We start from the raw sequence: 23430 nt of genomic DNA, 5'->3' as shown, positions 1-23430 counted from the left end.
TCATAGCTATTATAAATGGAATAGTTCGAGGTGTTTATGCGCTGGCAAGGGCGTCGTGAAAGTGACAACGTAGAAGACAGACGCAGCAGTGGTGGCGGTGGTCCGTCTATGGGCGGGCCAGGTTTCCGGTTACCCAGCGGCAAGGGCGGCATTATTCTGCTGGTCGTCGTGCTGGTGGCGGGCTACTACGGTGTCGACCTGACCGGTTTGATGACCGGTGAAACCGGGCAACAGCAGCAGTATTCTCAGCGCTCCATCAGCCCGAATGAAGATGAAGCGGCGAAATTTACTTCCGTTATTCTCGCGACGACCGAAGATACCTGGGGTCAGCAGTTCGAGAAAATGGGGCGGACTTATCAGCCGCCAAAACTGGTGATGTACCGGGGCGCAACCCGCACCGGCTGTGGCACCGGGCAGTCCGTTATGGGGCCGTTCTACTGCCCGGCGGACAGCACCGTCTATATCGATCTCTCCTTCTATGACGACATGAAAAGCAAGCTGGGCGCCGACGGCGATTTTGCCCAGGGCTACGTGATCGCGCATGAAGTCGGCCACCATGTGCAGAAGCTCCTCGGCATTGAGCCTAAAGTGCGTCAGATGCAGCAGAATGCGTCTCAGGCGGAGGTGAATCGTCTTTCCGTACGCATGGAGCTTCAGGCCGACTGCTTCGCTGGCGTCTGGGGACACAGCATGCAGCAGCAGGGCGTGCTGGAAACAGGCGATCTGGAAGAGGCCCTGAATGCCGCACAGGCGATTGGTGACGATCGCTTGCAGCAGCAGAGCCAGGGGCGCGTTGTGCCGGACAGCTTTACCCATGGCACCTCAGAGCAGCGCTACAGCTGGTTTAAGCGTGGCTTCGACAGCGGCAACCCGTCGCAGTGTAATACCTTCGGCAAAGCTATGTGATGTTGGGGTTTGAACAGCTGGTTAACCAGCTTCAGCGTACCGGGCACCGCCGGCTGGTGGTGCTCAGCGGCGATGAAGCGTGGACGTTGAGCCAGGCGACCCATCTGCGCGATACGTTACCAGGAGACTGGCTGTGGCTGGAGGAAAACCCCTCTAAGGCCATCAGCGGCCTGCTGGGACGTGAATACCTGCACGCCGTTTTTGACGCGCGAGACGGGTTTGACGTCTCGGCCTTCGCCGCCCTCAGCGGGACCCTGCGCGCCGGAAGCCTTCTGGTGCTGCTGGTGCCGCCGTTCTCCGTCTGGGCCGACAGGCCCGACAGGGATTCTCTGCGCTGGAGCGACAGCGCAGAGCCGATCGCCACCCCGCACTTTGTTCACCACTTTTGCCGGATGCTTGCCGCCGATTCAGATGCCATCGTCTGGCATCAACATCGTCCTCTGTGCCTTCCCGTTGCGCCAGATTTACCCGCCTGGCAGCCCGCCAGCGGTGAACCGCAGCGCGAGCAGGCTGAAATCCTCGACGCTCTTCTGACCATGCCTGCGGGCGTGGCCGCCGTGACGGCGCCGCGCGGACGGGGAAAGTCCGCCCTGGCGGGCATGTTGCTGAGCGGCATTCAGGGGAGTGCAGTAGTGACGGCACCGGCAAAAGGGGCGACGGATGTCATCGCGCGTTTCGCCGGGGAACATTTTCACTTTATGGCCCCGGATGCGCTGCTGGCCTCCACCACAGAAGCTGACTGGCTGATTGTCGATGAGGCAGCCGCCATCCCCGGCCCGCTGCTGGAGAAGCTGGTGTCGCGCTTTCCCCGCGTGTTGCTGACCACCACGGTGCAGGGTTATGAAGGCACGGGCAGGGGATTCCTGCTGAAGTTCTGCGCCCGGTTCAGCGGGCTGCGGCGTTATACCTTATCCACGCCAGTTCGCTGGGCTGCCGGATGCCCCCTTGAGCGGATAGTGGCGAACGCGCTGCTGTTCGACGATGCGCTTATCGATCGCAAACCGGCAGGGGAGGTACGTTTAACGTCGCTGGAGCCCGGGATATGGGAGAACGATCCGGCGCGCGGGGCAGGCGTGTATGAACTGCTGTGTGCCGCGCACTACCGAACGTCCCCCCTCGATTTACGCCGGATGATGGACGCCCCCGGCCAGCACTTTGCTGTTGCTCAGGCGGGCGCGGAGATCGCGGGCGCGCTCTGGCTGGTGGAGGAGGGGGGATTACCCCCTGAACTTAGCCGCGCAGTATGGGCGGGGTTTCGTCGGCCGCGTGGAAATCTGGTGGCGCAGTCGCTGGCGGCGCACGGCGGTTCGCCGCTCGCGGCGACGCTGAAAGGCCGACGCGTCAGCCGCATTGCGGTTCATCCCCATCGCCAGCGGGAAGGCATCGGCCAGCGGCTGATCCGCAGTGCCAGCGGAGAAGATTATCTCTCGGTCAGCTTTGGCTATACCGACGAGCTGTGGCGTTTCTGGCGGCAGTGCGGGTTTGTGCTGGTGCGGATGGGCAGCCACCGGGAAGCCAGCAGCGGGTGCTATACGGCGATGGCGTTGCTGCCGCTGAGCGAGGCGGGGCATCAGCTCTGCGAACAGGCGCATCAGCGTTTATGTCGTGATATGCGCGTCCTGTCGGCCTGGAATGGCGAAAAGATCCCGGTGACGGATGCATGGGAAGCTACCCTTAATAGTGATGACTGGCTGGAGCTGGCGGGGTTTGCCTTTGCTCACCGGGCGTTTTCAACCTCGGTTGCGGCGCTAACGCGATTGGTGTTAGCCGTGGACATCCCACTCCCGGCGCTGCGCGGGAAAATGGAAGGGAATACGCACGATTTCGGGCGCAAAGCGTTGCTGGCGAAGCTACGCGAGGAAACCGCACGCGCGCTTGAAAGGCTTGATTACTCCCGTAGCCAGCAGCTGAAAGCCGACATTTTGCAATGGCAATTTTTTCAATGACTTCTTCAGTAAAGTGGCATGGTCATTACCCCGCAGAGGCGTAAAATCCTGCTTATCAATTAAGGAGATCGCCATGAAACATGACCATTTTGTTGTGCAAAGCCCGGATACGCCTGCTAAACAGCTCCTGCTTCTGTTTCATGGCGTGGGCGACAATGCCGTCAATATGGGACAGATTGGCAGCTGGTTTGCACCCGTTTTCCCACACGCGCTGATCGTCAGCATCGGCGGCGTGGAGCCGTGCGGTCCGGACGGTCGGCAGTGGTTTTCCGTCGAGGGCGTGACGGAGGAGAATCGTCAGGCGCGTATTGATGCCGTTATGCCAGCCTTTATCGATACCGTGCGTTACTGGCAGCAGCAGAGCGGCGTAGGCGCCGACGCAACGGCGCTGATTGGCTTCTCTCAGGGTTCAATCATGTCGCTGGAAAGCGTAAAAGCGCAGCCCGGACTGGTGTCCCGCGTGATTGCCTTTAACGGGCGTTTTGCGACGTTACCGCAAAGCGCGACCACGCAGACCACGATCCATCTCATTCATGGGGGTGAAGACCGGGTAATTGAGCTTTCGCATGCAGTAGCCGCCCAGGAGACGCTGATGCGCGAGGGCGGAGATGTGACGCTGGATATCGTAGACGATCTGGGGCATGCCATTGACGATCGCAGCATGCAGTTCGCGCTCGATCATCTGCGTTATACCGTACCGAAGCACTACTTTGATGAAGCGCTCAGCGGCGCTAAGCCGAATGACGATGATATCGTCGAGTTTATTTAAACATTTCCCCTCACCCTAACCCTCTCCCCAAAGGGAGAGGGAACAAAACCCCCCTCGTCCCTCTGGGGAGAGGGGCCGGGGGGGAGGGGTGTGTACAATTACTTCTTCTGGTCCTTCTTCGGCCAGTCGTCTTCATCGTCCCACTTGTCGTTAAAATCACGGTGCGGCGGAAGATCCGGTTTGTTGGCAAGGAACTTTTTGTGGTCAACGCGCTTGAGATCTTTAATCACGTTAAGCAGCACGCCTACCAGAAATACCAACACCAGAATCCACCAGTACTTTGAAAGCCAGTCCATTCGCTAATCCTCTTTAAGCACCCGTCAGGCGACGAGTTGCTCCATAATACGTTGATACATGCGGGCCAGCAGTTGTAAATCGGCAGCGTTCACGCATTCATTGATTTTGTGAATCGTCGCGTTAACCGGACCCAGTTCGACAACCTGTGCGCCCATGCGGGCGATAAAGCGTCCGTCAGACGTGCCGCCCGTTGTCAGCAGTTGTGGCTTAATTTCATTATAGTGCGCAATGGCGTTCACTACCGCATCCACCAGTTTACCGCGCTGCGTCAGGAACGGCTGGCCAGACAGCCACCAGTCGAGGGTATAGCGCAGCTGATATTTCTCGAGCAGCGCAATCACTCGCGCTTTGATCATCTCGTCAGTCAGTTCGGTGCTGAAGCGGAAGTTAAACTGGACGAAGAGATCGCCGGGAATGACGTTGTTGCTGCCGGTGCCAGCCTTGATGTTGGCTATCTGCATGCTGGTTGGCGGGAAAAATTCATTGCCTTTATCCCATTCAATGCTCACAAGTTCGTTCAGCATCGGCGCGGCGCGGTGTACCGGGTTATCCGCCAGGTGCGGATAGGCAACGTGGCCCTGCACGCCATGAATAGTCAAATTGCAGGTCAGGGATCCACGGCGGCCATTTTTCACAACATCGCCCACCACTTCGGTGCTGGACGGTTCGCCCACCAGACAGTAGTCCAGACGTTCATTGCGCGCCATCAGCGCCTCAACGACCTTCACGGTGCCGTTGTGGGCGCTGGCTTCTTCATCGGAGGTAATCAAAAACGCAAGACGGTTTTTATGGTTCGGATGCTGGGCGACGAAACGCTCTGCCGCCACGACCATCGCAGCCAGGGAACCTTTCATGTCCGCAGCGCCGCGTCCGAAAAGCATGCCGTCTCGAATGGTCGGCTCAAAAGGCGGGTTGATCCAGCGGTCTGCGTCGCCCGCGGGAACTACGTCAGTATGTCCGGCAAACGCCAGCGTCTCCCCCTGACCGCGCCATGCCCAGAAGTTCTGCGTATCGCCAAAATCCATGTGCTCCACGGTAAAACCGATGGCACGCAGGCGCTCAATCATTAATGCCTGACAACCTGCGTCGTCCGGGCTAAGGGAAGGACGGCGAATAAGCTGCTGAGTCAGCTCAATGACCGGGCATGACATAGACTACACCTCAACGAATAAATCTGAATAAAGGGTTTCACTGAAACCCAGCAGCATAGGCTGACCTGGCTTGCAGAGCAATGGGCGTTTGATGATTGCCGGCATTTCAAGCATCAGTTTGGCTGCGCTGTCGGCGTCGTTGATCGTGGCCCGGAGAGATTCATCCAGTTTTCGCCAGGTGGTCCCGCGGGTATTCAGCAGCGCTTCCCATCCCAGTTCGTTGATGGCGGAATGGAGAAACGCGGGGTCAAGCCCGTCGGCACGGTAATCGTGGAAGCGATAGTCGATGTTGTGTGCTTCCAGCCAGCGGCGGGCTTTTTTAATCGTGTCGCAATTTTTAATGCCGTACATCACAACCATAGTGAATCCTTTTGTTCTTTTGTGGATTAAATGTTCAATATTTTCGAAGATATATCCTGAAGTGGAATATAACACATTCGGAATTTTTCGGGATTTACAATTCTCCATAATTCAACGAACAGCTGTAAGCTGAATAGTCTTTCATCTTTTAAGCATAGTTGTCCACCCTGTTTAAATTGCCAATAAACTCAGGGGGAAATTAAAAATGCTGTCATTTTTCCGACTATTTCAAAATATTGCTGTAGGTCACATAAAATTTACCCGGCAACGCTCATAGTGATCCTAAACCTACCAGTACAGCGGGGCTCAATCACAGCAATCGGTTAAAGTGGCTTCACAATGATGATACGTTTTCGTAGAATGCGCATAATAATAAGAGAGGTTGTTATGATTGAACGTGAACTGGGGAACTGGAAAGATTTTATCGAAGGCATGCTTCGTAAATGAATTTCCGGTAAGAAATGCAAGAGCACTTAATTAACTAAAATAACCATAGTGTGAAAGAATCACACAATAAAAAGGCGGCCTGTAAAGCCGCCTTTTTTATTTCAACGGGTTATTCCGGCTTATCCTTCAGCGGGAAACGACGACGTATCAGCACAAAGAACAGCGGTACGAAATAGATAGCCAGTATCGTCGCGGATATCATTCCCCCCATAACGCCCGTACCCACTGCGTGCTGGCTGCTGGAGCCTGCGCCGGAGCTGGTGGCCATCGGCAGGACGCCAAACACAAAAGCCAGAGAGGTCATCAGGATCGGACGCAGGCGCTGACGACAGGCGTGCAGCGTGGCGGCCATCAGTTCGTGACCTTTGGCATTCATCTCATTGGCAAATTCGACGATCAGAATGGCGTTTTTTGCCGACAATCCGATCACGGTGAGGAGTCCGACCTGGAAATAGACATCATTTTCCAGGCCGCGCATCCAGGTTGCCAGCAGCGCGCCGATGACCCCGAGAGGCACCACCAGCATCACCGAGAACGGCACTGACCAGCTTTCATACAGCGCCGCCAGGCAAAGGAATACCACCAGCAGCGAAAGAGCATACAGGGCAGGCGCCTGAGCGCCGGAAAGCCGTTCCTGGTAGGACATCGCCGTCCACTCCAGGCCAAAGCCAGTCGGTAACTGCTGAACCAGTTTTTCCATAATGTCCATTGCGGTACCGGTACTGACGCCCGGCGCGGCTTCACCGACAATCTCCAGCGCCGAATAGCCGTTGTAACGCTCCAGACGCGGCGAACCGGTCTCCCAGCGTGACGTCGCAAACGCCGAGAACGGCACCATGCCGCCGGTGTTATTGCGCACATACCAGCGGTTGATATCGTCCGGCAGCATGCGGTATTTGGCGGCAGACTGAACGTAGACCTTCTTCACGCGGCCGCGATCCATAAAGTCATTTACGTAGCTTGAGCCCCATGCCGTTTGCAGGGTGTCGTTAATGTCGTCGATGGAGACGCCCAGCGCCTGCGCTTTACGCTGGTCAATATCCACCTGTAGCTGAGGGCTGTCATCCAGACCGTTATGACGAACGCGGGTAAGCTGCGGATCTTTCCCGGCCAGCTCGAGCAGTTTATCGCGAGCAGCCATCAACGCGTCATGCCCGGCACCCGCGTGATCCTGAAGCTCCATATCAAACCCGGCTGAGCTGCCCAGGCCGCTGATGGCGGGCGGGCTGCTGGCGAAAACGCGCGCTTCCTTGATTTTGTTGAACGCTTTGGTTGCACGCTCAATGATGGCAAAGGAGGAGCCGGTATCGCTGTCGCGCTGGTCCCAGTCTTTCAGGCGCACAAACATACGCGCCACGTTCTGCCCGTTACCGCCGGGGCCAGAGCCGACGGTGGAGAAGACGGAGACCACGTTATCTTTCTCCTGAGTATGGAAGTAGTTCTCAACCTTCTGCACCACTTTCAGGGTCTGCTGCTGGGTCGAGCCGCTCGGTAACTGTACGGAGGTAATAAACATGCCGCGATCTTCCAGCGGCAGGAACGAGGTTGGCAGCCGCAGGAACAGGAACACCATGCCGCCGAGCAGCAGGACATAAACCACCATCCAGCGCACGCTGCGGTGCAGTACTTTACCCACGCCCGCTTCATAGCGCGCCGCATTGCGGTTAAACATGCGGTTAAACCAGCCGAAGAAGCCTTTTTGACCGTGGTGTTCGCCCTTATGCAGCGGTTTGAGCAGCGTCGCGCACAGGGCAGGGGTAAGGATCATTGCCACGAGTACGGAGAGCACCATTGCAGAGACGATGGTGATCGAGAACTGGCGATAAATCGCGCCCGTGGTGCCGCCAAAAAATGCCATCGGGATAAATACCGCCGACAGCACCATGGCGATACCGACCAGCGCGCCCTGAATTTGTCCCATCGATTTGCGCGTGGCCTCGCGGGGCGAAAGCCCTTCCTCGCTCATAATGCGCTCGACGTTTTCCACCACCACGATGGCATCATCCACCAGCAGGCCGATGGCCAGCACCATGGCGAACATGGTCAGGGTGTTGATGCTGTAACCGAAGGCATACAGCACCGCAAAGGTTCCCAGCAGCACCACCGGCACCGCAATGGTGGGGATCAGCGTGGCGCGGAAGTTTTGCAGGAACAGGTACATCACGAGGAACACCAGCGCGATAGCTTCGAGCAGGGTTTTCACCACATCTTCGATGGAGGCTTTTACGAATGAGGTGGTTTCGTAGGCGACTTTGTACTCCAGTCCGTGCGGGAAGTAATGCGACAGTTCATCCAGACGCTCTAACACCCGCTGCGCGGTCGCCATTTCGTTGGCGCCGGAGGCCAGTTTTACCCCCAGTCCGGACGCGGCATTGCCGTTAAAGCGACTCAGGTAGTCATATTTTTCCGCCCCCATTTCCACGGTGGCGACATCCCCCAGACGCACTTCCGAACCGTCCTGATTCACGCGCAGAGTAATATTGCGGAACTGGTCAGGTGTCTGGAGCAGCGACTGGGAGTTGATGGTGGCGTTAAGCGCCTGGTTGTCCACGGACGGCGTACCGCCGAGCTGCCCCACGGCAATCTGGGCGTTCTGCGATTCGATAGCGTCGGTGACATCTTTAGCGGTCATCTGCACGCTGTTCAGCTTGTTGGGATCCAGCCAGATACGCATGGAGTACTGCGAGCCGTAGGCGTCGATATCACCCACGCCGTTGATACGGCTGAGCGGGTCCTGAATATTACTGGCGACGTAGTCCGCGATGTCCTGCTTATCCATCGAGCCATCGGTTGAAACAAACGCGATGGTCAAAATATTGGTGTCACCGGTTTTACGCACGGTCACCCCCTGGTTCTGCACCGCCTGAGGCAGTTTACGCAGGGCCGATTGCAGCTGGTTTTGCACCTGCTGCACCGCTTCATCCGGATCCGTGCCCGCCGTAAAGCTCAGGGTTACCGTCGCCTGGCCCGTGGCACTGCTCTGCGAGGACATGTACATCAGGTTATCAAGACCCGTCATGTTCTGCTCGATAACCTGCGTGACGGTATTTTCCAGCGTCTGTGCCGAGGCGCCAGGATAGTTCGCCGTGATACGCACGTTGGGGGGCGCGAGGTCGGGGTATTGCTCAACAGGAAGGGAAGTAATCGCCAGGACACCCGTCAGACACAACAGGATTGCAAGCACCCAGGCAAAAATGGGGCGATCGATGAAAAAATTCGCCATTAAAGTGTGACCTCGTTTTGCTGCACGTCATTATTGTTTATTGCCCGCCTAACTTTAGCGGTAAGGCCCAGGTCAAACGTGGAGAAATAAAGGAGATAATGTAAATTATCATGCGCTTTTTTCAGCGCGCCTTCTTTCCCACTATTTTTCAGCCTGCGCCGCAGGCGTCCGGAACGTTACGCTGACCTGTGTCCCACCCTGTGGCGGCTGAGAAAAGTGTAATGTCCCGCCGAGCCGTCCCGCGCGTTCGCGCATGATATTCAGCCCGTAATGCCCCGGCGGTTCACTGGCGTCGCCGATACCAATACCGTTGTCGCGGATCGTGACTGTGTGAGTGCCGTCCGCGGTGGTGACGCAGCTGACCACAATCTCGCTCGCGTCGGCATGTTTAATCGCATTCAGCACTGCCTCACGCACAATCTGTAAGAGGTGCACCTGTTTTTGCGCGTCCAGCGCCAGCGATGAGAGACGGCAGTCGAGCACCAACTTCGCGCTGGTCTGGCTTTGCAACCCGTCAAGAGACTCCTGTAGCGCGGCAGGAAGATTGGCGTGATTGAGCGTCAGGCGGAAGGTGGTGAGCAGCTCGCGTAGCTGATGCCAGGCGTTATTCAGCTCGCGGGAGAAGTCCGTAATGATGGCCTGCGCCGGGGCATTGTCGCCCGGCACGGCATGCTTCAGCAGCGTAAGCTGAATACGCAAATAGGAGAGCACCTGCGCCAGCGAATCATGCAACTCGCGCGCGATGGTGGCGCGCTCTTCCATCAGCAGCAACTGCTGATAATGTTTCTGCGCCTGATTGAAATAGAGCCCCCGGCCCAGCATCGTCGCCACGCTTTCCATGAGCGGCAGCGGAACATCCCCGGTCGCGCTTTGCCAGCGCAGTTCGCCGTACAGGGTGTCCTGCATTAATACCGGTAAATTGTGCATTTTCTCGCCCGGGGACTCCTGTCCTTCGTAAAGCTGCCAGTCGTCACTGGTGCGCAATTGCAGGTAATTCATCTGCGTATAGTCATGCACAATCTGCAAAATATTCCGGAAGCAGTGGCTGTCTATCTGCCCGGTATTCAACGCCTGTGAGCATTTGAACAGCATTTCGAGCTGCTGATGCGCTTCATTCAGGTGGCGGGTTTTTTCAGCAACGGAGTGCTCCAGGGAACGGTACAGGGTGTGTAATTCCGCCGACATATGGTTGAAGGCGCGGGAAAGCTGGCCCAACTCGTTGGGCAGCGTAGTATCCGGCGCGGGAGTGTCGAACTGGCCCTGTTCGATACGCTCGCTCGCCGCCACCAGATTATTCAGCGGCAGCACAACCTGACGGCGGATGCGCCGCAGGGTCACCACCGCCAGCAGCAGGATGCCCAGGCCGCCCGTCAGCGACATGCAAATCACCAGCTGAATTTTATGTTCGGTGTAGTGCTGAAGCGCCAGCACAAAGGCATCTATCCTGCCCACGAAATCCTCTATGTGGTTCTGATACCACCCGGTATCGCCGCTGGCGATACGCGTGTCCATCTCCTGCCAGCCAAGGTGCAACTGCTGGTAACGCTGTTTGACGTCCTCAGGCACATACCAGCGGTTTAGCTTCTGCAACGCAGGCGCGCTCAGCGTTTTCTGCCAGACCGCGCGGTGCTCCGCCAGCGACGGGCTGGCGCGCTGCATTTCGTAGCCCAGGCGGTAGCTCTGCATGCGCAGCGATCCGGCGATGTTAATCGCCTCGGCGTCGCGCTGGCTGCTGGCGAGTGTAACCAGCGCAATGGCGCTGATCAGAACGGACAAGACAATCATCGAAAAGAAAGCCCGAGCCAGGCTTCCCGATACGGGGCGTTTAACGGTCACTCATCGGCTTCCTGAATTAAATTGATCTGCCACAGGTTCACTGGAAATAGTTCGCCTTCCAGGGCATTTGAACATTGCGTCGCCATGCCACTGTGGGTAAATACGATAACAATAGAAATAATAAGGTTATTGAACCAAAAACAGGTGTTGTTATGAATCGTTTTATTATGGCCAACGCTCAACAGTGTATCGGTTGTCGCGCCTGCGAAGTTGCCTGTGTGATGGCGCACAACGGGGAGCAGCACGCGCTGAGCGAGCGCCATTTTCATCCCCGCATTACGGTCCTTACCTCAGGCTTGCGAAAAAGCCCCGTGACCTGCCACCACTGTGAAAATGCGCCCTGCGCGCAAAGCTGCCCGAACGGAGCCATCACGCAACACAGCGACAGCGTACAGGTCAATCAACAAAAATGCATTGGCTGTAAAGCCTGCGTGGTGGCCTGTCCGTTTGGCACGATGGACATGCTGATCGCCCCGCTGGAAAACGACAGCGTAAAGGCCTCGGCGCACAAATGCGACCTCTGCCTGGAAAGGCCGCAAGGCCCGGCCTGCGTTGAAAACTGCCCGGCAGAGGTGCTTACGCTCGCCACCCCAGCCGTGCTGGATAAGCTGGTTAAACAGCGCCGACAGCGCAGCGCAAGGCTGGACGCGCTGCCGTGGCACAGCGAGGCGGTTCAGTCAGTCCCTCCGCAAACCAAACGGCAACAGATGCAAAACACCCCGGCGCGCGGTGAGCCGGATAAGCTCAGCCCCGACGCGCGCGCAGGTCATTTTAACGAGATCTACTTGCCGTTTCGCCCGGAACAGGCGCAGCGCGAAGCATCCCGGTGCCTGAAATGTGGCGACCACAGCATTTGCGAGTGGACCTGCCCGCTGCATAACCATATTCCACAGTGGATTGAGCGGATCAGGGCGGGGGATATCATCGGTGCGGCTGAGCTTTCTCACCAGACTAACTGTTTACCGGAAATTACCGGCCGCGTCTGTCCACAGGATCGATTATGTGAAGGCGCCTGCACCCTGCGGGATGCGTCAGGGGCGGTAACCATCGGGAATATCGAACGGTATATCTCGGATCGGGCGCTGGCGATGGGCTGGACGCCGGACGTCAGCCACGTTAAACCGGTCGGTAAGCGCGTCGCCATCATCGGTGCCGGTCCGGCAGGGCTGGCCTGCGCCGACGTACTGGTGCGCAGCGGCGTCGGTGTGACGGTCTACGATCGCCATCCGGAAATCGGCGGATTGCTGACCTTTGGTATTCCGGCCTTCAAGCTGGATAAGTCCCTGTTAGCGCGGCGCAGAGAGATATTCAGCGCGATGGGCATCCGCTTCGAGCTGAACTGCGAGGTGGGAAAAGACGTATCGATGGCCCAACTGCAAAACGACTACGATGCCCTGTTCATCGGCGTAGGGACCTATCGTTCCATGAAAGCGGGTATCCCTCACGAAGACGCGCCGGGCGTGTACGACGCGCTGCCGTTTTTAGTGGCGAACACGAGGAACGTGATGGGCCTTGACCCTGCCGCAGACGAGCCGTTTATCGACACGCAGGGGTTAAACGTGGTGGTGCTGGGCGGGGGCGATACGGCGATGGACTGCGTGCGCACCGCGCTGCGACATGGCGCGGCGAAAGTCACCTGCGCCTATCGGCGGGACGAGGCCAACATGCCGGGCTCAAAGAAAGAGGTTAAAAACGCGAAAGAAGAGGGCGCGGCCTTTGAATTTAATGTCCAGCCGGTTGAGCTCACGCTGGATACCGACGGGAAGGTCAACGGTATCCGGATGCTGCGCACCCGTCTGGGCGAGCCGGATGCGCAGGGGCGGCGTCGTCCTGTCCCGGTGGCGGGCAGTGAGTTTGTCATGCCAGCGGATGCGTTGATCATGGCGTTTGGGTTTAATCCGCACGCCATGCCGTGGCTTCAGGCGCAGGGCGTCGACACCGACGACTGGGGGCGCATCAGGGCCTCCGTGGAGAGCCGTTATCGCTACCAGACCTCGAATCCGCAGATTTTTGCTGGCGGTGATGCGGTACGCGGTGCGGATCTGGTGGTCACCGCGATGGCGGAAGGGCGCCATGCCGCGCAGGGGATCATGGACTGGCTTGGCGTGCCGCCGCGCAACATGCATTAACGCAGACGGGCGACAAAGCGGGCTTCACGGCGTAGTATAAACAGACTCATTTTGCCGTGGAGCCCGTATGTCCCCGAACATTAGCGTTATTAAAGACAAAATCCTTTCTGAAAATTACTTTGTCCTGCGTAACATCACTTACGATCTCACCCGTAAGAACGGGGACGTCATTCGCCATAAACGCGAAGTCTACGACCGGGGCAATGGTGCAACCATTCTGCTGTATAACCGTGAAAAGCAAAGCGTAGTGCTGATCCGCCAGTTTCGCATCGCGACATGGGTCAATGGCAACGCGGACGGACGTCTGATTGAAACCTGTGCAGGTCTGCTGGACGACGATGAGCCGGAAGTGTGTATCCGCAAAGAAGCCATTGAAGAGACGGGTTTTGAGGTGGGGACGGTGCAGAAAGTCTTTGAGCTGTTTATGTCCCCTGGCGGGGTCACCGAGCTGATCCACTTCTTCATTGCGGAATATACCGATGCCCAGCGCACGCACCGGGGCGGTGGCGTGGACGATGAAGACATTGAAGTGCTGGAAATGCCTTTCGCTAAGGCTGTTGACATGGTGAAACGCGGCGAGATCCGCGACGGTAAAGCGGTGATCCTGTTGCAATATCTGCAAACCAGCGGGCTGATGAATGCCGCGGCGGAAGCGCGATAAGTTGTATTTCAGATAAATCTATCCGATAAATCCGATTGAGCCAGCCCGCCCAGGGCACGAAGATACGCCCCAGATTGACCTATTCGTTTCCGGGGCTGTGCCGTTCATGCGCTACTGCGTTTTTCTTCTCTTCTTCATTTGCGTGCTTCCCGCGCCTCGGGTGTGGGCTGCGCCTGCGCAGCAGTCTTTTTCAGACTGGCAGGTGACCTGCAATAACCAGAACTTCTGCGTAGCGCGCAACACTGGCGAGCATCGCGGTCTGGTCATGTCGCTGAGCCGCAGTGCGGGGGCAAAAACGGACGCCAGCCTGCGCATTGATCTCGGTGGGCTTTCGGCGCCTCCGGTGAAAGAGCCTGACATCGCCCCGCGCCTGCTGCTCGACAATGTGCCGCTTAAACTCACGTCGCAACACTGGCAGTTAACCCCCTGGCATCTTAAAACAGACGATACGGGCACCATCACCACGTTTCTGAAAACCATTCAGGAAGGTCAGGCGCTGACTCTGCGCGGGGGGAAGCAGACAATCTCTCTGGCCGGGCTGAAAGCGGCGCTGCTGTTTATCGATGCCCAGCAAAAACGCGTCGGAAGTGAAACGGCATGGATTAAAAAAGGGGATAGTCCACCGCTGAGCGTGCCGCCTGCGCCGGCATTAAAAAAGGTGGCGGTGGTGAACCCCACGCCAACGCCGCTGACGCATAACGAATTGAACGATCTGCTGGATTACGGTAACTGGCGCATGAACCACAGCCAGTGCTCTCTCGATCCGAACCGGCGTGAGGTGCGCGTGACCGCGCTGACCGATGACAAAGCGCTGATGATCATCAGCTGTGAGGCGGGGGCGTACAACACCGTCGACCTGGCGTGGCTGGTGTCGCGTAAAAAACCGTTTGCGGCCAGGAGCGTGAGATTGCGTCTGCCGTTTACCCCTTCCAGCCAGAGTAGCGACATGGAGCTGATGAATGCCAGCTTCGATGAAAAAACGCGCGAGCTGACCACGCTGGCGCTGGGACGCGGGATTGGCGACTGTGGGATCCAGACCCGCTGGCGTTTTAACGGCCAGCGCTTCCGTCTGGTACGCTACGCGGAAGAGCCAAGCTGTGATAACTGGAATGGGCCAGATGCCTGGCCCACGCTGTGGATCACAAGGTAGGGTTTTGCCGATTTGTAGGCCGGGTCAGGCGCAGCCGCCACCCGGCAACGCAGATCGCACTACAGCACGCTCAGCGCCTTCTCCACTACGTTCTCAACGGTAAAGCCGAAGTACGGGAACAGCTTATCGGCCGGGGCGGATTCACCGTAACCCTTCATGCCGACAATCGCCCCTTTCAGACCCACATATTTGTACCAGTAGTCGGCAATGCCAGCTTCAACCGCCACGCGCGCCGCGACGTTTGAAGGCAGCACCGATTCGCGGTACGCCTCATCCTGGGCATCAAAGATATCCGTTGAAGGCAGGGAAACCACGCGCACCGCGTGACCCTCGGCGGTTAGTTTCTCCGCCGCTTTTACCGTGATTTCCACCTCTGAACCGGTGGCAATCAGGATCACGTCTGGCTTGCCGCCGCTGTCTTTCAGGATGTACCCGCCGCGGGCGATATTTTTCACCTGCTCCGGCGTGCGCTCGATCTGCGCCAGGTTCTGGCGCGACAGGATCAGCGCCGTGGGTCCGTTATGACGCTCTACGGCCAGCTTCCAGCCCACTGCCGCTTCAACCTGATCGCACGGACGCCAGGTACTGAAGTTTGGCGTCAGGCGCAGGCTCGCCAGCTGCTCTACCGCCTGGTGCGTCGGCCCATCTTCACCCAGTCCGATGGAGTCGTGGGTGTACACCATGATTTGCCGCGCCTTCATCAGAGCCGCCATACGCGCCGCGTTACGGGCATATTCGACAAACATCAGGAAGGTAGCGGTGTACGGCACGAAGCCGCCATGGTGGGCGATGCCGTTGGCAATGGCGGTCATCCCGAACTCGCGCACGCCGTAGTGGATGTAGTTCCCGGCAATGTCCTCCTTCAGGGATTTAGAGCCGGACCAGATGGTAAGGTTACTTGGCGCCAGATCCGCCGATCCGCCCAGCAGTTCGGGCAGGATTGGGCCAATTGCGTTCAGGGTGTTTTGTGATGCCTTACGGGTGGCAATTTTCGCCGGGTTGGATTGCAGGTTTTCAATCAGCGCCTGGGTTTTCTCTTCCCAGTCTTCCGGCAGGCCGCCGCTCATGCGGCGGGTAAACTCAGCCGCCAGATCCGGATACGCTTTTTTGTAAGCGGCAAACTTCTCGTTCCAGGCCTGCTGCGCTTTTTCACCTGTTTCGCGAGCATCCCAGGCCTTGTAGATCTCTTTTGGGATCTCAAAGGCCGGGTGTTTCCAGCCCAGTTTCTGGCGGGTCAGCGCCACTTCCTCTTCACCCAGCGCCGCGCCGTGCGCCTCTTCTTTGCCCGCTTTGTTCGGCGAGCCGAAGCCGATGGTGGTGCGGCAGATGATCAGGGACGGTTTGTCCTTCACGCTCTGCGCTTCCTGAATCGCTTTTTTCACCGCCTCAGGATCGTGACCGTCGATCTCGTGCACCACGTGCCAGTGATAGGCTTCAAAGCGTTTTGCCGTGTCGTCGGTAAACCAGCCCTCGGTTTCCCCGTCAATGGAGATACCGTTGTGATCGTAGAAGCCAATCAGCTTGCCCAGGCCCAGGGTGCCCGCCAGCGAGCAGACCTCGTGGGAGATCCCCTCCATCAGGCAGCCATCACCCATAAAGACATAGGTGTAGTGATCGACAATCTCGTGGTCGGGCTGGTTGAACTGCGCGGCCAGCGTACGCTCTGCAATCGCCAGGCCGACGGCATTCGCCAGCCCCTGGCCCAGCGGGCCGGTAGTGGTTTCAACACCCGGCGTATAGCCGATCTCCGGGTGGCCCGGCGTTTTGGAGTGCAGCTGGCGGAAGTTTTTTAACTCCTCAAGCGGCAGATCGTAGCCGGAGAGGTGCAGCAGGCTGTAGAGCAGCATCGATGCGTGACCGTTGGAGAGAATAAAACGGTCGCGATCGTACCAGGTCGGATCGGTCGGGTTGTGCTTGAGGAAGTCGTTCCACAGCACTTCGGCAATATCAGCCATACCCATGGGGGCGCCAGGGTGGCCGGAATTGGCTTTTTGTACGGCATCCATGCTGAGGGCGCGAATGGCGTTGGCGAGCTCTTTACGGGACATAGTTCACTCCGTGGCAAGGTTAAAGTTTGGCAGCGAGAAGATCTTCGAGTTTGCGCTGGTCGACGGCGAACTGACGGATGCCGTCCGCCAGTTTTTCCACGGCCATTGGGTCCTGATTGTGCTCCCAGCGGAATTCCGCTTCGGTCATGGGTTTTGGTTTTGGCAGAACGGTAGAGGTCGGCACAAGCTTGCGGATCACCGTCTCTTCACTCTCCTGAAGCTTTTTCAGCAGGTCAGGGGAGATGGTCAGCCGGTCGCAGCCCGCGAGCGCCAGGATCTGCTCCGTGCGGCGGAAGCTGGCTCCCATCACGATGGTTTCGTAGCGGTGCTGCTTGTAATAATCGTAGATATTACGCACCGATTTCACGCCGGGATCTTCGTCCACCACATACGGATCCATCGGCTGTTTCGCCTGATACCAGTCGTAGATACGTCCGACAAACGGTGAAATCAGGTACACGCCCGCTTCGGCGCAGGCACGCGCCTGGGCGAAGGAGAACAGCAGCGTCAGGTTGCAGTGGATCCCCTCTTTCTCCAGCACTTCCGCCGCGCGGATGCCTTCCCAGGTAGACGCAAGCTTGATCAGGATGCGTGACTTATCGATCCCCTGCTCCTGGTAGAGTTCCACCAGGCGGCGAGCCTTGTTGATGCTCTTTTCCTGGTCAAACGAGAGGCGGGCGTCCACTTCGGTGGAGACGCGTCCCGGTATGCTTTTAAGAATTTCCGCACCGATATTGACCGCCAGCTTGTCGCTGGCCTCGGCGACCTGCTGCTCCTGCGTTTTCCCGCGCTGTTTGCCATAGGCAAGGGCGTCATCAATCAGATGACTAAAGTGCGCAAGACCGGCCGCCTTGAGCAGCAGAGAGGGATTGGTGGTCGCGTCTTCCGGCTGGTAGTGACGAATCGACTCGATGTCGCCGCTGTCTGCAACCACGGTGGTAAATTGTTTGATGCCGTCTAGCTGGTTCATAATTACTCCTTGGAAATAAAAGAGTTAGTCGAGTGCGTTAGTTCACACTTCTGAGAAAATCATGATGGACTTAACAAAAAAGCATAGCAGACGGGGGAGGCATTGCTTTCTGAGACGGGTAACATGGCTGTTATAAATTGATAACAATTTTTATTCTGCAATGGTGAGAGTTTGGCAGCCTTCAAAGTTTAGGAGCCTGCCTGCGGCGATACTATGCGGCACACCAGGGTGTGCATAGGAACGTCAACATCACCCTTTTTGACCGAAACGTGAAAGGAATAACAAGATGGATGATCAGTTAAAACAAAGCGCTCTCGATTTTCACGAGTTTCCTGTTCCGGGTAAAATCCAGGTATCCCCGACCAAACCGCTGGCGACCCAGCGCGATCTGGCGCTGGCCTACTCGCCAGGCGTAGCTGCCCCGTGCCTTGAAATCGAAAAAGATCCGCTGGCGGCGTACAAATACACCGCGCGCGGCAACCTGGTGGCCGTTATCTCTAACGGTACGGCGGTGCTGGGGTTAGGGAACATCGGTGCGCTGGCCGGTAAGCCGGTGATGGAAGGGAAGGGCGTTCTGTTTAAGAAATTTGCCGGTATCGACGTCTTCGATATCGAAGTGGACGAACTGGATCCGGATAAATTCATCAACGTGGTGGCGGCGCTGGAGCCGACCTTCGGCGGCATCAACCTGGAAGACATCAAAGCGCCGGAATGTTTCTATATCGAGCAGAAGCTGCGCGAGCGTATGAACATTCCCGTGTTCCATGACGACCAGCACGGCACGGCGATTATCAGTACCGCCGCCATTCTGAACGGCCTGCGCGTGGTAGAGAAAAATCTCTCCGACGTGCGCATGGTGGTCTCCGGCGCAGGCGCCGCGGCCATCGCCTGTATGAACCTGCTGGTGGCGCTGGGCATGCAGAAGCACAATATTGTGGTCTGCGACTCCAAGGGCGTGATCTACAAAGACCGCGAGCCAAACATGGCGGAAACCAAGGCGGCCTATGCGGTGGAAGACGGCGGCAAGCGCACGCTAGAAGACGTCATTGAAGGTGCCGACATTTTCCTCGGCTGTTCAGGCCCGAAAGTACTGACCCAGGAGATGGTGCAGAAGATGGCGCGCGCGCCAATGATCCTGGCCCTGGCGAACCCGGAGCCGGAAATTCTGCCGCCGCTGGCGAAGGCGGTGCGTGAAGACGCGATCATCTGTACCGGACGTTCGGACTACCCGAACCAGGTGAACAACGTGCTCTGCTTCCCGTTCATCTTCCGCGGTGCGCTGGACGTCGGCGCTACGGCAATCAACGAAGAGATGAAGCTGGCTGCCGTTCATGCTATCGCAGAGCTGGCGCACGCCGAGCAGAGCGAAGTGGTGGCCTCCGCCTACGGCGATCAGGATCTGAGCTTCGGCCCCGACTACATCATCCCTAAACCATTTGACCCGCGTCTGATCGTGAAGATCGCGCCAGCGGTGGCCAAAGCGGCGATGGACTCCGGCGTGGCGACGCGGCCGATTGAAGATTTCGATGCCTACGTCGATAAACTCACCGAGTTCGTTTACAAAACCAACCTGTTTATGAAGCCGATCTTCTCCCAGGCGCGCGCTGACGCGAAGCGCGTGGTGCTGGCAGAAGGGGAAGAGGCGCGCGTGCTGCATGCCACGCAGGAGCTGATCACCTTAGGGCTGGCGAAACCGATCCTGATTGGTCGTCCGAGCGTGATCGAGATGCGTATTCAGAAGCTGGGCCTGCAAATTAAGCCGGGCGTCGACTTTGAGATCGTCAATAACGAATCCGATCCGCGCTTCAAAGAGTACTGGAACGAATACTATTCGATCATGAAGCGTCGCGGGATCACCCAGGAGCAGGCGCAGCGGGCGGTGATCAGCAATACCACGGTGATCGGCGCGATCATGGTTCATCGCGGTGAGGCGGATGCGCTGATCTGCGGCACCATCGGCGAGTACCATGAGCATTTCAGCGTGGTGCAGGAGATCTTCGGCTATCGCGAGGGCGTCCATACTGCCGGCGCAATGAACGCGCTGCTGCTGCCAAGCGGTAACACCTTTATCGCCGATACCTACGTCAACGACGATCCTTCCCCGGAGGAACTGGCGGAAATCACCGTGATGGCGGCGGAAACCGTGCGCCGCTTTGGTATCGAGCCGAAAGTGGCGCTGCTGTCGCACTCTAACTTCGGGTCATCCAAATCCGCGGCGGCGTGCAAAATGCGCCAGACGCTGGACCTGGTGCGCGAGCGTGCGCCGGAGCTGATGATCGACGGCGAGATGCACGGCGACGCCGCGCTGGTGGAGAGCATCCGTAACGAACGCATGCCGGACAGCCCGCTGAAAGGCTCGGCGAACGTGCTGATTATGCCGAACGTGGAAGCGGCGCGTATCAGCTATAACCTGCTGCGCGTGTCGAGTTCTGAAGGGGTGACCGTAGGGCCAGTGCTGATGGGGGTGTCAAAACCGGTGCATGTGTTAACGCCGATTGCCTCCGTGCGTCGTATCGTCAACATGGTGGCGCTGGCGGTGGTTGAGGCACAGACGCAGCCGCTGTAAGGGCGCGTTTGCTTACCCGACCTACGGATTGAGTAGGCCGGATAAGCGCAGCGCCATCCGGCAGTTAAATCCAGTCGCGTACTTTAAGGAACTCACTCAAGGCAGCCTCCGGGCTGCCTTCTTTTGGCGCGTAGCTGTATTCCCAGCGCACCAGCGGCGGCATCGACATCAGAATGGACTCCGTGCGCCCACCGGTTTGCAGGCCAAACAGCGTCCCGCGATCCCATACCAGGTTAAACTCCACGTAGCGCCCGCGGCGGTAAAGCTGGAACTCACGCTCGCGCACGCCGTAGTCGGTGTTTTTGCGGCGTTCGACAATCGGCAGATAGGCATCGGTAAAGCCTTCACCCACCGCGCGCATAAAGCTGAATGCGGTATCAAAATCCGGGGTGTTGAGATCGTCAAAGAACAGTCCGCCGATGCCGCGCTGCTCGTCGCGGTGCTTCAGATAGAAATAGTCATCGCACCATTTTTTGTATTTCGGGTAAACGTCTTCGCCAAACGGCAGGCAGAGGTCGCGCGCGGTGGTGTGCCAGTGCACGGCGTCCTCTTCGAAGCCATAGTAAGGCGTTAAGTCGAAACCGCCACCAAACCACCAGACCGGATCGGCCCCCGGTTTTTCCGCGATGAAAAAGCGCACGTTGGCGTGGCTGGTTGGCACAAACGGGTTATGCGGATGCACTACCAGCGAGACGCCCATCGCCTCGAAGCTGCGGCCCGCCAGTTCAGGCCGATGCGCCGTGGCGGACGCTGGCATTGCATCACCGTGGACGTGGGAGAAGTTGACCCCGGCCTGTTCAAAAATACCGCCGTTACGCAGCACGCGGCTGCGCCCGCCGCCGCCCGCTTCGCGCTGCCAGGTGTCTTCCTGGAATTCACCGCCGTCTGCGGCGGAAAGTTTCTGGCAAATCGCGTCCTGTAACTGCATCAGGAAAGTTTTGACCAGCTGTGCATTCGGTTTCATCAACGTTTCCTGGAGTGCGCTTTTTGATTATCGAACCAGTTGAAATAACTGATGACCCCGGAGGCGATGGCGTTCGCGATCTTCTGACGAAACGCCGTGGTGCCGAGTAAACGCTCTTCTTCCGGGTTGGTAATGAACGAGGTTTCCACCAGCACGGACGGAATGGACGGGGACTTCAGCACCACAAACGCGGCCTGCTCGGTGCTTTTGCTGTGCAGACGGTGCACGGGCTTAATCCGTTTAAGGATATGCGAGCCGAGCGTCAGGCTGTTTTTGATGGTATCGGTCTGCACGAGATCAAACAGAACCTGCTGTAACAGATGGTCTTTGTCGGTAGCTTTTTTCCCGGCCACTTCATCCGCCCGGTTTTCACGATCGGAGAGGTATTTCGCCATGGCGCTACTGGCGCCACGGTTGGAGAGAGCGAACACCGAGGCGCCTGCGGCGGAAGGGTTTGTGAAGCCATCCGCGTGAATGGACATAAACAGGTCTGCGCCGTGCTTGTGGGCAATCTCCACGCGATCGTACAGTGGGATAAACGTGTCGCCCGTGCGCGTCAGGCGGGCGTCAATACCGTTGCTGCGTAAAATTGCGCGCACATTTTTTGCAATTGCCAGCACGACGTGTTTTTCTTTCGAACCGTTTCGGCCAATGGCGCCGGTGTCGATCCCGCCGTGGCCTGGATCGAGCATGACCAGACGCTTTGCGCCGGCTTTTTTGGTTTTCGGTTTGCTGTGTCCGTTACTGGTTTTAAGCGTGCTCTCGTCTTTTGCCTGAGCCTGCTTTGCGATGCCCGTTAACGTTAAGGCCGCCAGCCCCGCTTTGAGAACCTGACGACGCGATGTGAGTGCTTTTAATGGTTTGAATGTGCTCATGCGGCCTGAATTGTAAAAATTGGGGTCCTGGTGTTATATCGTATCGCGTTTTGCGTGACGACATTCCTTATTGAGAATTGTTTTACTTTTCATTTCAATACGTGACAAAGTGACATTATGCCAAATTTTGGCGAGTTTTTCCCCGGTTATTGGCTAAATGCCCTGTTCACGCCATAATCACTGTTTTTAAACCCGAAAAGGCGGTTAATACCATGGAGATACGCGTTTTTCGCCAGGAAGATTTCGAAGAGGTGATCACCCTTTGGGAGCGCTGCGATCTGCTGCGTCCATGGAACGATCCGGAGATGGACATCGAACGGAAGGTGAATCACGACGTCAGTCTGTTTCTGGTCGCTGAGGTCAACGGCGAAGTAGTCGGGACAGTGATGGGCGGGTACGACGGCCACCGCGGCTCGGCCTACTATCTGGGCGTGCACCCGGAATACCGCGCGCGCGGCATCGCCAACGCGCTGCTTAACCGTCTGGAAAAGAAGCTGATCGCCCGCGGCTGTCCGAAAATCCAGATCATGGTGCGGGAAGATAACGACGTGGTGCTGGGCATGTATGAACGTCTGGGCTACGAGCATGCGGATGTACTGACGCTGGGTAAGCGCCTGATCGAAGATGAAGAGTACTGAGTTCCACCCTGGCGACTATGATGTTCACGGTCGTCTGCGTCTGCCTTTTTTGTTCTGGTGCGTTCTGCTGTTGCAGGCCCGCACCTGGGTGCTGTTCGTTATGGCTGGCGCGTCGCGCGGGCAGGGCGATACGCTACTGAATCTCTTTTATCCCGATCACGATGCGTTCTGGCTGGGGTTACTGCCCGGTGTACCGGCGGTGCTGGCGTTCCTGTGCAGCGGACGGCGGCAGTTCCTCCCGCGCTTCTGGCGCGCACTTCGCTGGCTATTGATTCTGGCGCAGGTTGTGCTCCTGGTCTGGCAGCCCGTGCTCTGGCTGTACGGCGAGCCGCTTTCGGGTATCGGGATTGCGCTGGTGGTGGCGGATATTGTCGCGCTGCTGTGGCTGGTCACGAATCCCCGTTTACGCGCCTGTTTTACGCAAGAGTCAGATTAAAACGGCACTTTTTGCCGATACTGCACTCCAACAAGCGTTGATTTACTACGTAAGGACG

The 23430-nt window shown here is 57.7% G+C and carries 19 protein-coding genes; 10 read left to right on the top strand and 9 right to left on the bottom strand.

The genetic code is table 11. The features are described 5' to 3' along the window. The first annotated feature begins 36 nt into the window (after positions 1 to 36). From SK47_RS15385 to ypfH, 3 genes are all read left to right on the top strand, one after another. Positions 37 to 906: a KPN_02809 family neutral zinc metallopeptidase gene (locus SK47_RS15385; protein ID WP_001303362.1), complete on the top strand. Its 870-nt coding sequence runs from the start codon at positions 37 to 39 to the stop codon at positions 904 to 906. Next, positions 906 to 2852, top strand: coding sequence for a tRNA(Met) cytidine acetyltransferase TmcA (locus SK47_RS15380; RefSeq protein ID WP_023314629.1), 1947 nt, complete (start codon positions 906 to 908; stop codon positions 2850 to 2852). Before SK47_RS15385 ends, SK47_RS15380 begins: the two co-directional genes overlap by 1 nt. Before the next feature lie 73 nt (positions 2853 to 2925). After that, a complete protein-coding gene (gene ypfH / locus SK47_RS15375; RefSeq protein ID WP_023314628.1) occupies positions 2926 to 3621 on the top strand; it encodes an esterase in 696 nt (231 codons plus the stop codon). Between the two features lie 98 nt (positions 3622 to 3719). Here ypfH and SK47_RS15370 read toward each other — a convergent pair whose 3' ends face one another. From SK47_RS15370 to SK47_RS15360, 3 genes are read right to left on the bottom strand one after another with little or no spacing between them, the layout of a single operon-like run. Beyond that, complete coding sequence (locus SK47_RS15370) at positions 3720 to 3917, bottom strand: YpfN family protein (RefSeq protein WP_000383991.1); 198 nt, start codon at positions 3915 to 3917, stop codon at positions 3720 to 3722. A 24-nt stretch (positions 3918 to 3941) separates the two neighbouring features. Continuing rightward, complete coding sequence (gene dapE / locus SK47_RS15365) at positions 3942 to 5069, bottom strand: succinyl-diaminopimelate desuccinylase (RefSeq protein WP_003863566.1); 1128 nt, start codon at positions 5067 to 5069, stop codon at positions 3942 to 3944. Between the two features lie 3 nt (positions 5070 to 5072). After that, positions 5073 to 5429: an ArsC family reductase gene (locus SK47_RS15360; RefSeq protein WP_015572203.1), complete on the bottom strand. Its 357-nt coding sequence runs from the start codon at positions 5427 to 5429 to the stop codon at positions 5073 to 5075. Between the two features lie 387 nt (positions 5430 to 5816). Between SK47_RS15360 and ypfM the strand changes: the two genes are divergently transcribed. Next, a complete protein-coding gene (ypfM, locus tag SK47_RS23995; protein WP_015572204.1) occupies positions 5817 to 5876 on the top strand; it encodes a protein YpfM in 60 nt (19 codons plus the stop codon). 109 nt (positions 5877 to 5985) lie between these two features. Here ypfM and acrD read toward each other — a convergent pair whose 3' ends face one another. Both acrD and narQ read right to left on the bottom strand, forming a co-directional pair. Then, positions 5986 to 9099, bottom strand: a complete 3114-nt coding sequence (gene acrD / locus SK47_RS15355; protein ID WP_003863561.1) for a multidrug efflux RND transporter permease AcrD — start codon at positions 9097 to 9099, stop codon at positions 5986 to 5988. 141 nt (positions 9100 to 9240) lie between these two features. Then, positions 9241 to 10935 carry a nitrate/nitrite two-component system sensor histidine kinase NarQ gene (gene narQ / locus SK47_RS15350; RefSeq protein WP_048244616.1) on the bottom strand — a complete coding sequence of 565 codons (1695 nt, stop codon included), beginning with the start codon at positions 10933 to 10935 and terminating at the stop codon, positions 9241 to 9243. 152 nt (positions 10936 to 11087) lie between these two features. On the opposite strand from narQ, the gene aegA reads away from it, so the two are divergent. From aegA to SK47_RS15330, 3 genes are all read left to right on the top strand, one after another. Next, positions 11088 to 13064: a formate-dependent uric acid utilization protein AegA gene (gene aegA, locus SK47_RS15340; protein ID WP_075262103.1), complete on the top strand. Its 1977-nt coding sequence runs from the start codon at positions 11088 to 11090 to the stop codon at positions 13062 to 13064. Positions 13065 to 13131: 67 nt separating this feature from the next. Beyond that, on the top strand, positions 13132 to 13725 hold the full coding sequence (nudK, locus tag SK47_RS15335; protein ID WP_045337247.1) for a GDP-mannose pyrophosphatase NudK: 594 nt from the start codon (positions 13132 to 13134) through the stop codon (positions 13723 to 13725). A 106-nt stretch (positions 13726 to 13831) separates the two neighbouring features. Further along, complete coding sequence (locus tag SK47_RS15330) at positions 13832 to 14875, top strand: DUF1176 domain-containing protein (protein ID WP_047653871.1); 1044 nt, start codon at positions 13832 to 13834, stop codon at positions 14873 to 14875. A 59-nt stretch (positions 14876 to 14934) separates the two neighbouring features. On the opposite strand, the gene tkt is transcribed toward SK47_RS15330, so the two are convergent. Both tkt and tal read right to left on the bottom strand, forming a co-directional pair. Continuing rightward, complete coding sequence (gene tkt / locus SK47_RS15325; protein WP_022651557.1) at positions 14935 to 16923, bottom strand: transketolase; 1989 nt, start codon at positions 16921 to 16923, stop codon at positions 14935 to 14937. Positions 16924 to 16942: 19 nt separating this feature from the next. Next, positions 16943 to 17893 carry a transaldolase gene (gene tal / locus SK47_RS15320; RefSeq protein WP_048244609.1) on the bottom strand — a complete coding sequence of 317 codons (951 nt, stop codon included), beginning with the start codon at positions 17891 to 17893 and terminating at the stop codon, positions 16943 to 16945. Positions 17894 to 18179: 286 nt separating this feature from the next. On the opposite strand from tal, the gene maeB reads away from it, so the two are divergent. After that, on the top strand, positions 18180 to 20459 hold the full coding sequence (gene maeB / locus SK47_RS15315; protein ID WP_048244607.1) for an NADP-dependent oxaloacetate-decarboxylating malate dehydrogenase: 2280 nt from the start codon (positions 18180 to 18182) through the stop codon (positions 20457 to 20459). 64 nt (positions 20460 to 20523) lie between these two features. Here maeB and hemF read toward each other — a convergent pair whose 3' ends face one another. Together hemF and amiA are read right to left on the bottom strand one after the other, a co-directional pair. After that, entirely contained in the window at positions 20524 to 21423 is a 900-nt protein-coding gene (gene hemF, locus SK47_RS15310) for an oxygen-dependent coproporphyrinogen oxidase (RefSeq protein ID WP_048244605.1), read from the bottom strand. Beyond that, positions 21423 to 22298 (bottom strand): N-acetylmuramoyl-L-alanine amidase AmiA, encoded by an 876-nt coding sequence (gene amiA, locus SK47_RS15305; protein WP_023325022.1) that lies wholly within the window; start codon positions 22296 to 22298, stop codon positions 21423 to 21425. The genes hemF and amiA overlap by 1 nt, the downstream gene beginning before the upstream one ends. A gap of 212 nt (positions 22299 to 22510) precedes the next feature. On the opposite strand from amiA, the gene SK47_RS15300 reads away from it, so the two are divergent. Further along, on the top strand, positions 22511 to 22936 hold the full coding sequence (locus SK47_RS15300) for a GNAT family acetyltransferase (RefSeq protein WP_003861292.1): 426 nt from the start codon (positions 22511 to 22513) through the stop codon (positions 22934 to 22936). After that, entirely contained in the window at positions 22923 to 23372 is a 450-nt protein-coding gene (locus tag SK47_RS15295; RefSeq protein ID WP_003861294.1) for a DUF2919 domain-containing protein, read from the top strand. The genes SK47_RS15300 and SK47_RS15295 overlap by 14 nt, the downstream gene beginning before the upstream one ends. The last annotated feature ends 58 nt before the right edge of the window (positions 23373 to 23430 follow it).

The organism is Enterobacter sp. BWH52, assembly GCF_001037565.1.
Lineage (GTDB): Bacteria > Pseudomonadota > Gammaproteobacteria > Enterobacterales > Enterobacteriaceae > Enterobacter > Enterobacter hormaechei_C.
The sequence above is the reverse complement of the archived record's forward strand: the minus strand, read 5'-3'. Positions and strand labels throughout refer to the sequence as shown.

Excerpts from the sequence above, each read along its gene's own strand:
- aegA (WP_075262103.1), top strand. The coding sequence starts at position 11,088 with ATGAATCGTTTTATTATGGCCAACGCTCAACAGTGTATCGGTTGTCGC.
- SK47_RS15295 (WP_003861294.1), top strand. The coding sequence starts at position 22,923 with ATGAAGAGTACTGAGTTCCACCCTGGCGACTATGATGTTCACGGTCGT.
- SK47_RS15360 (WP_015572203.1), bottom strand. The coding sequence starts at position 5,429 with ATGGTTGTGATGTACGGCATTAAAAATTGCGACACGATTAAAAAAGCC.
- tkt (WP_022651557.1), bottom strand. The coding sequence starts at position 16,923 with ATGTCCCGTAAAGAGCTCGCCAACGCCATTCGCGCCCTCAGCATGGAT.
- hemF (WP_048244605.1), bottom strand. The coding sequence starts at position 21,423 with ATGAAACCGAATGCACAGCTGGTCAAAACTTTCCTGATGCAGTTACAG.
- SK47_RS15300 (WP_003861292.1), top strand. The coding sequence starts at position 22,511 with ATGGAGATACGCGTTTTTCGCCAGGAAGATTTCGAAGAGGTGATCACC.
- nudK (WP_045337247.1), top strand. The coding sequence starts at position 13,132 with ATGTCCCCGAACATTAGCGTTATTAAAGACAAAATCCTTTCTGAAAAT.
- acrD (WP_003863561.1), bottom strand. The coding sequence starts at position 9,099 with ATGGCGAATTTTTTCATCGATCGCCCCATTTTTGCCTGGGTGCTTGCA.
- ypfH (WP_023314628.1), top strand. The coding sequence starts at position 2,926 with ATGAAACATGACCATTTTGTTGTGCAAAGCCCGGATACGCCTGCTAAA.
- SK47_RS15370 (WP_000383991.1), bottom strand. The coding sequence starts at position 3,917 with ATGGACTGGCTTTCAAAGTACTGGTGGATTCTGGTGTTGGTATTTCTG.
- SK47_RS15330 (WP_047653871.1), top strand. The coding sequence starts at position 13,832 with ATGCGCTACTGCGTTTTTCTTCTCTTCTTCATTTGCGTGCTTCCCGCG.
- tal (WP_048244609.1), bottom strand. The coding sequence starts at position 17,893 with ATGAACCAGCTAGACGGCATCAAACAATTTACCACCGTGGTTGCAGAC.
- dapE (WP_003863566.1), bottom strand. The coding sequence starts at position 5,069 with ATGTCATGCCCGGTCATTGAGCTGACTCAGCAGCTTATTCGCCGTCCT.
- maeB (WP_048244607.1), top strand. The coding sequence starts at position 18,180 with ATGGATGATCAGTTAAAACAAAGCGCTCTCGATTTTCACGAGTTTCCT.
- SK47_RS15385 (WP_001303362.1), top strand. The coding sequence starts at position 37 with ATGCGCTGGCAAGGGCGTCGTGAAAGTGACAACGTAGAAGACAGACGC.
- SK47_RS15380 (WP_023314629.1), top strand. The coding sequence starts at position 906 with ATGTTGGGGTTTGAACAGCTGGTTAACCAGCTTCAGCGTACCGGGCAC.
- amiA (WP_023325022.1), bottom strand. The coding sequence starts at position 22,298 with ATGAGCACATTCAAACCATTAAAAGCACTCACATCGCGTCGTCAGGTT.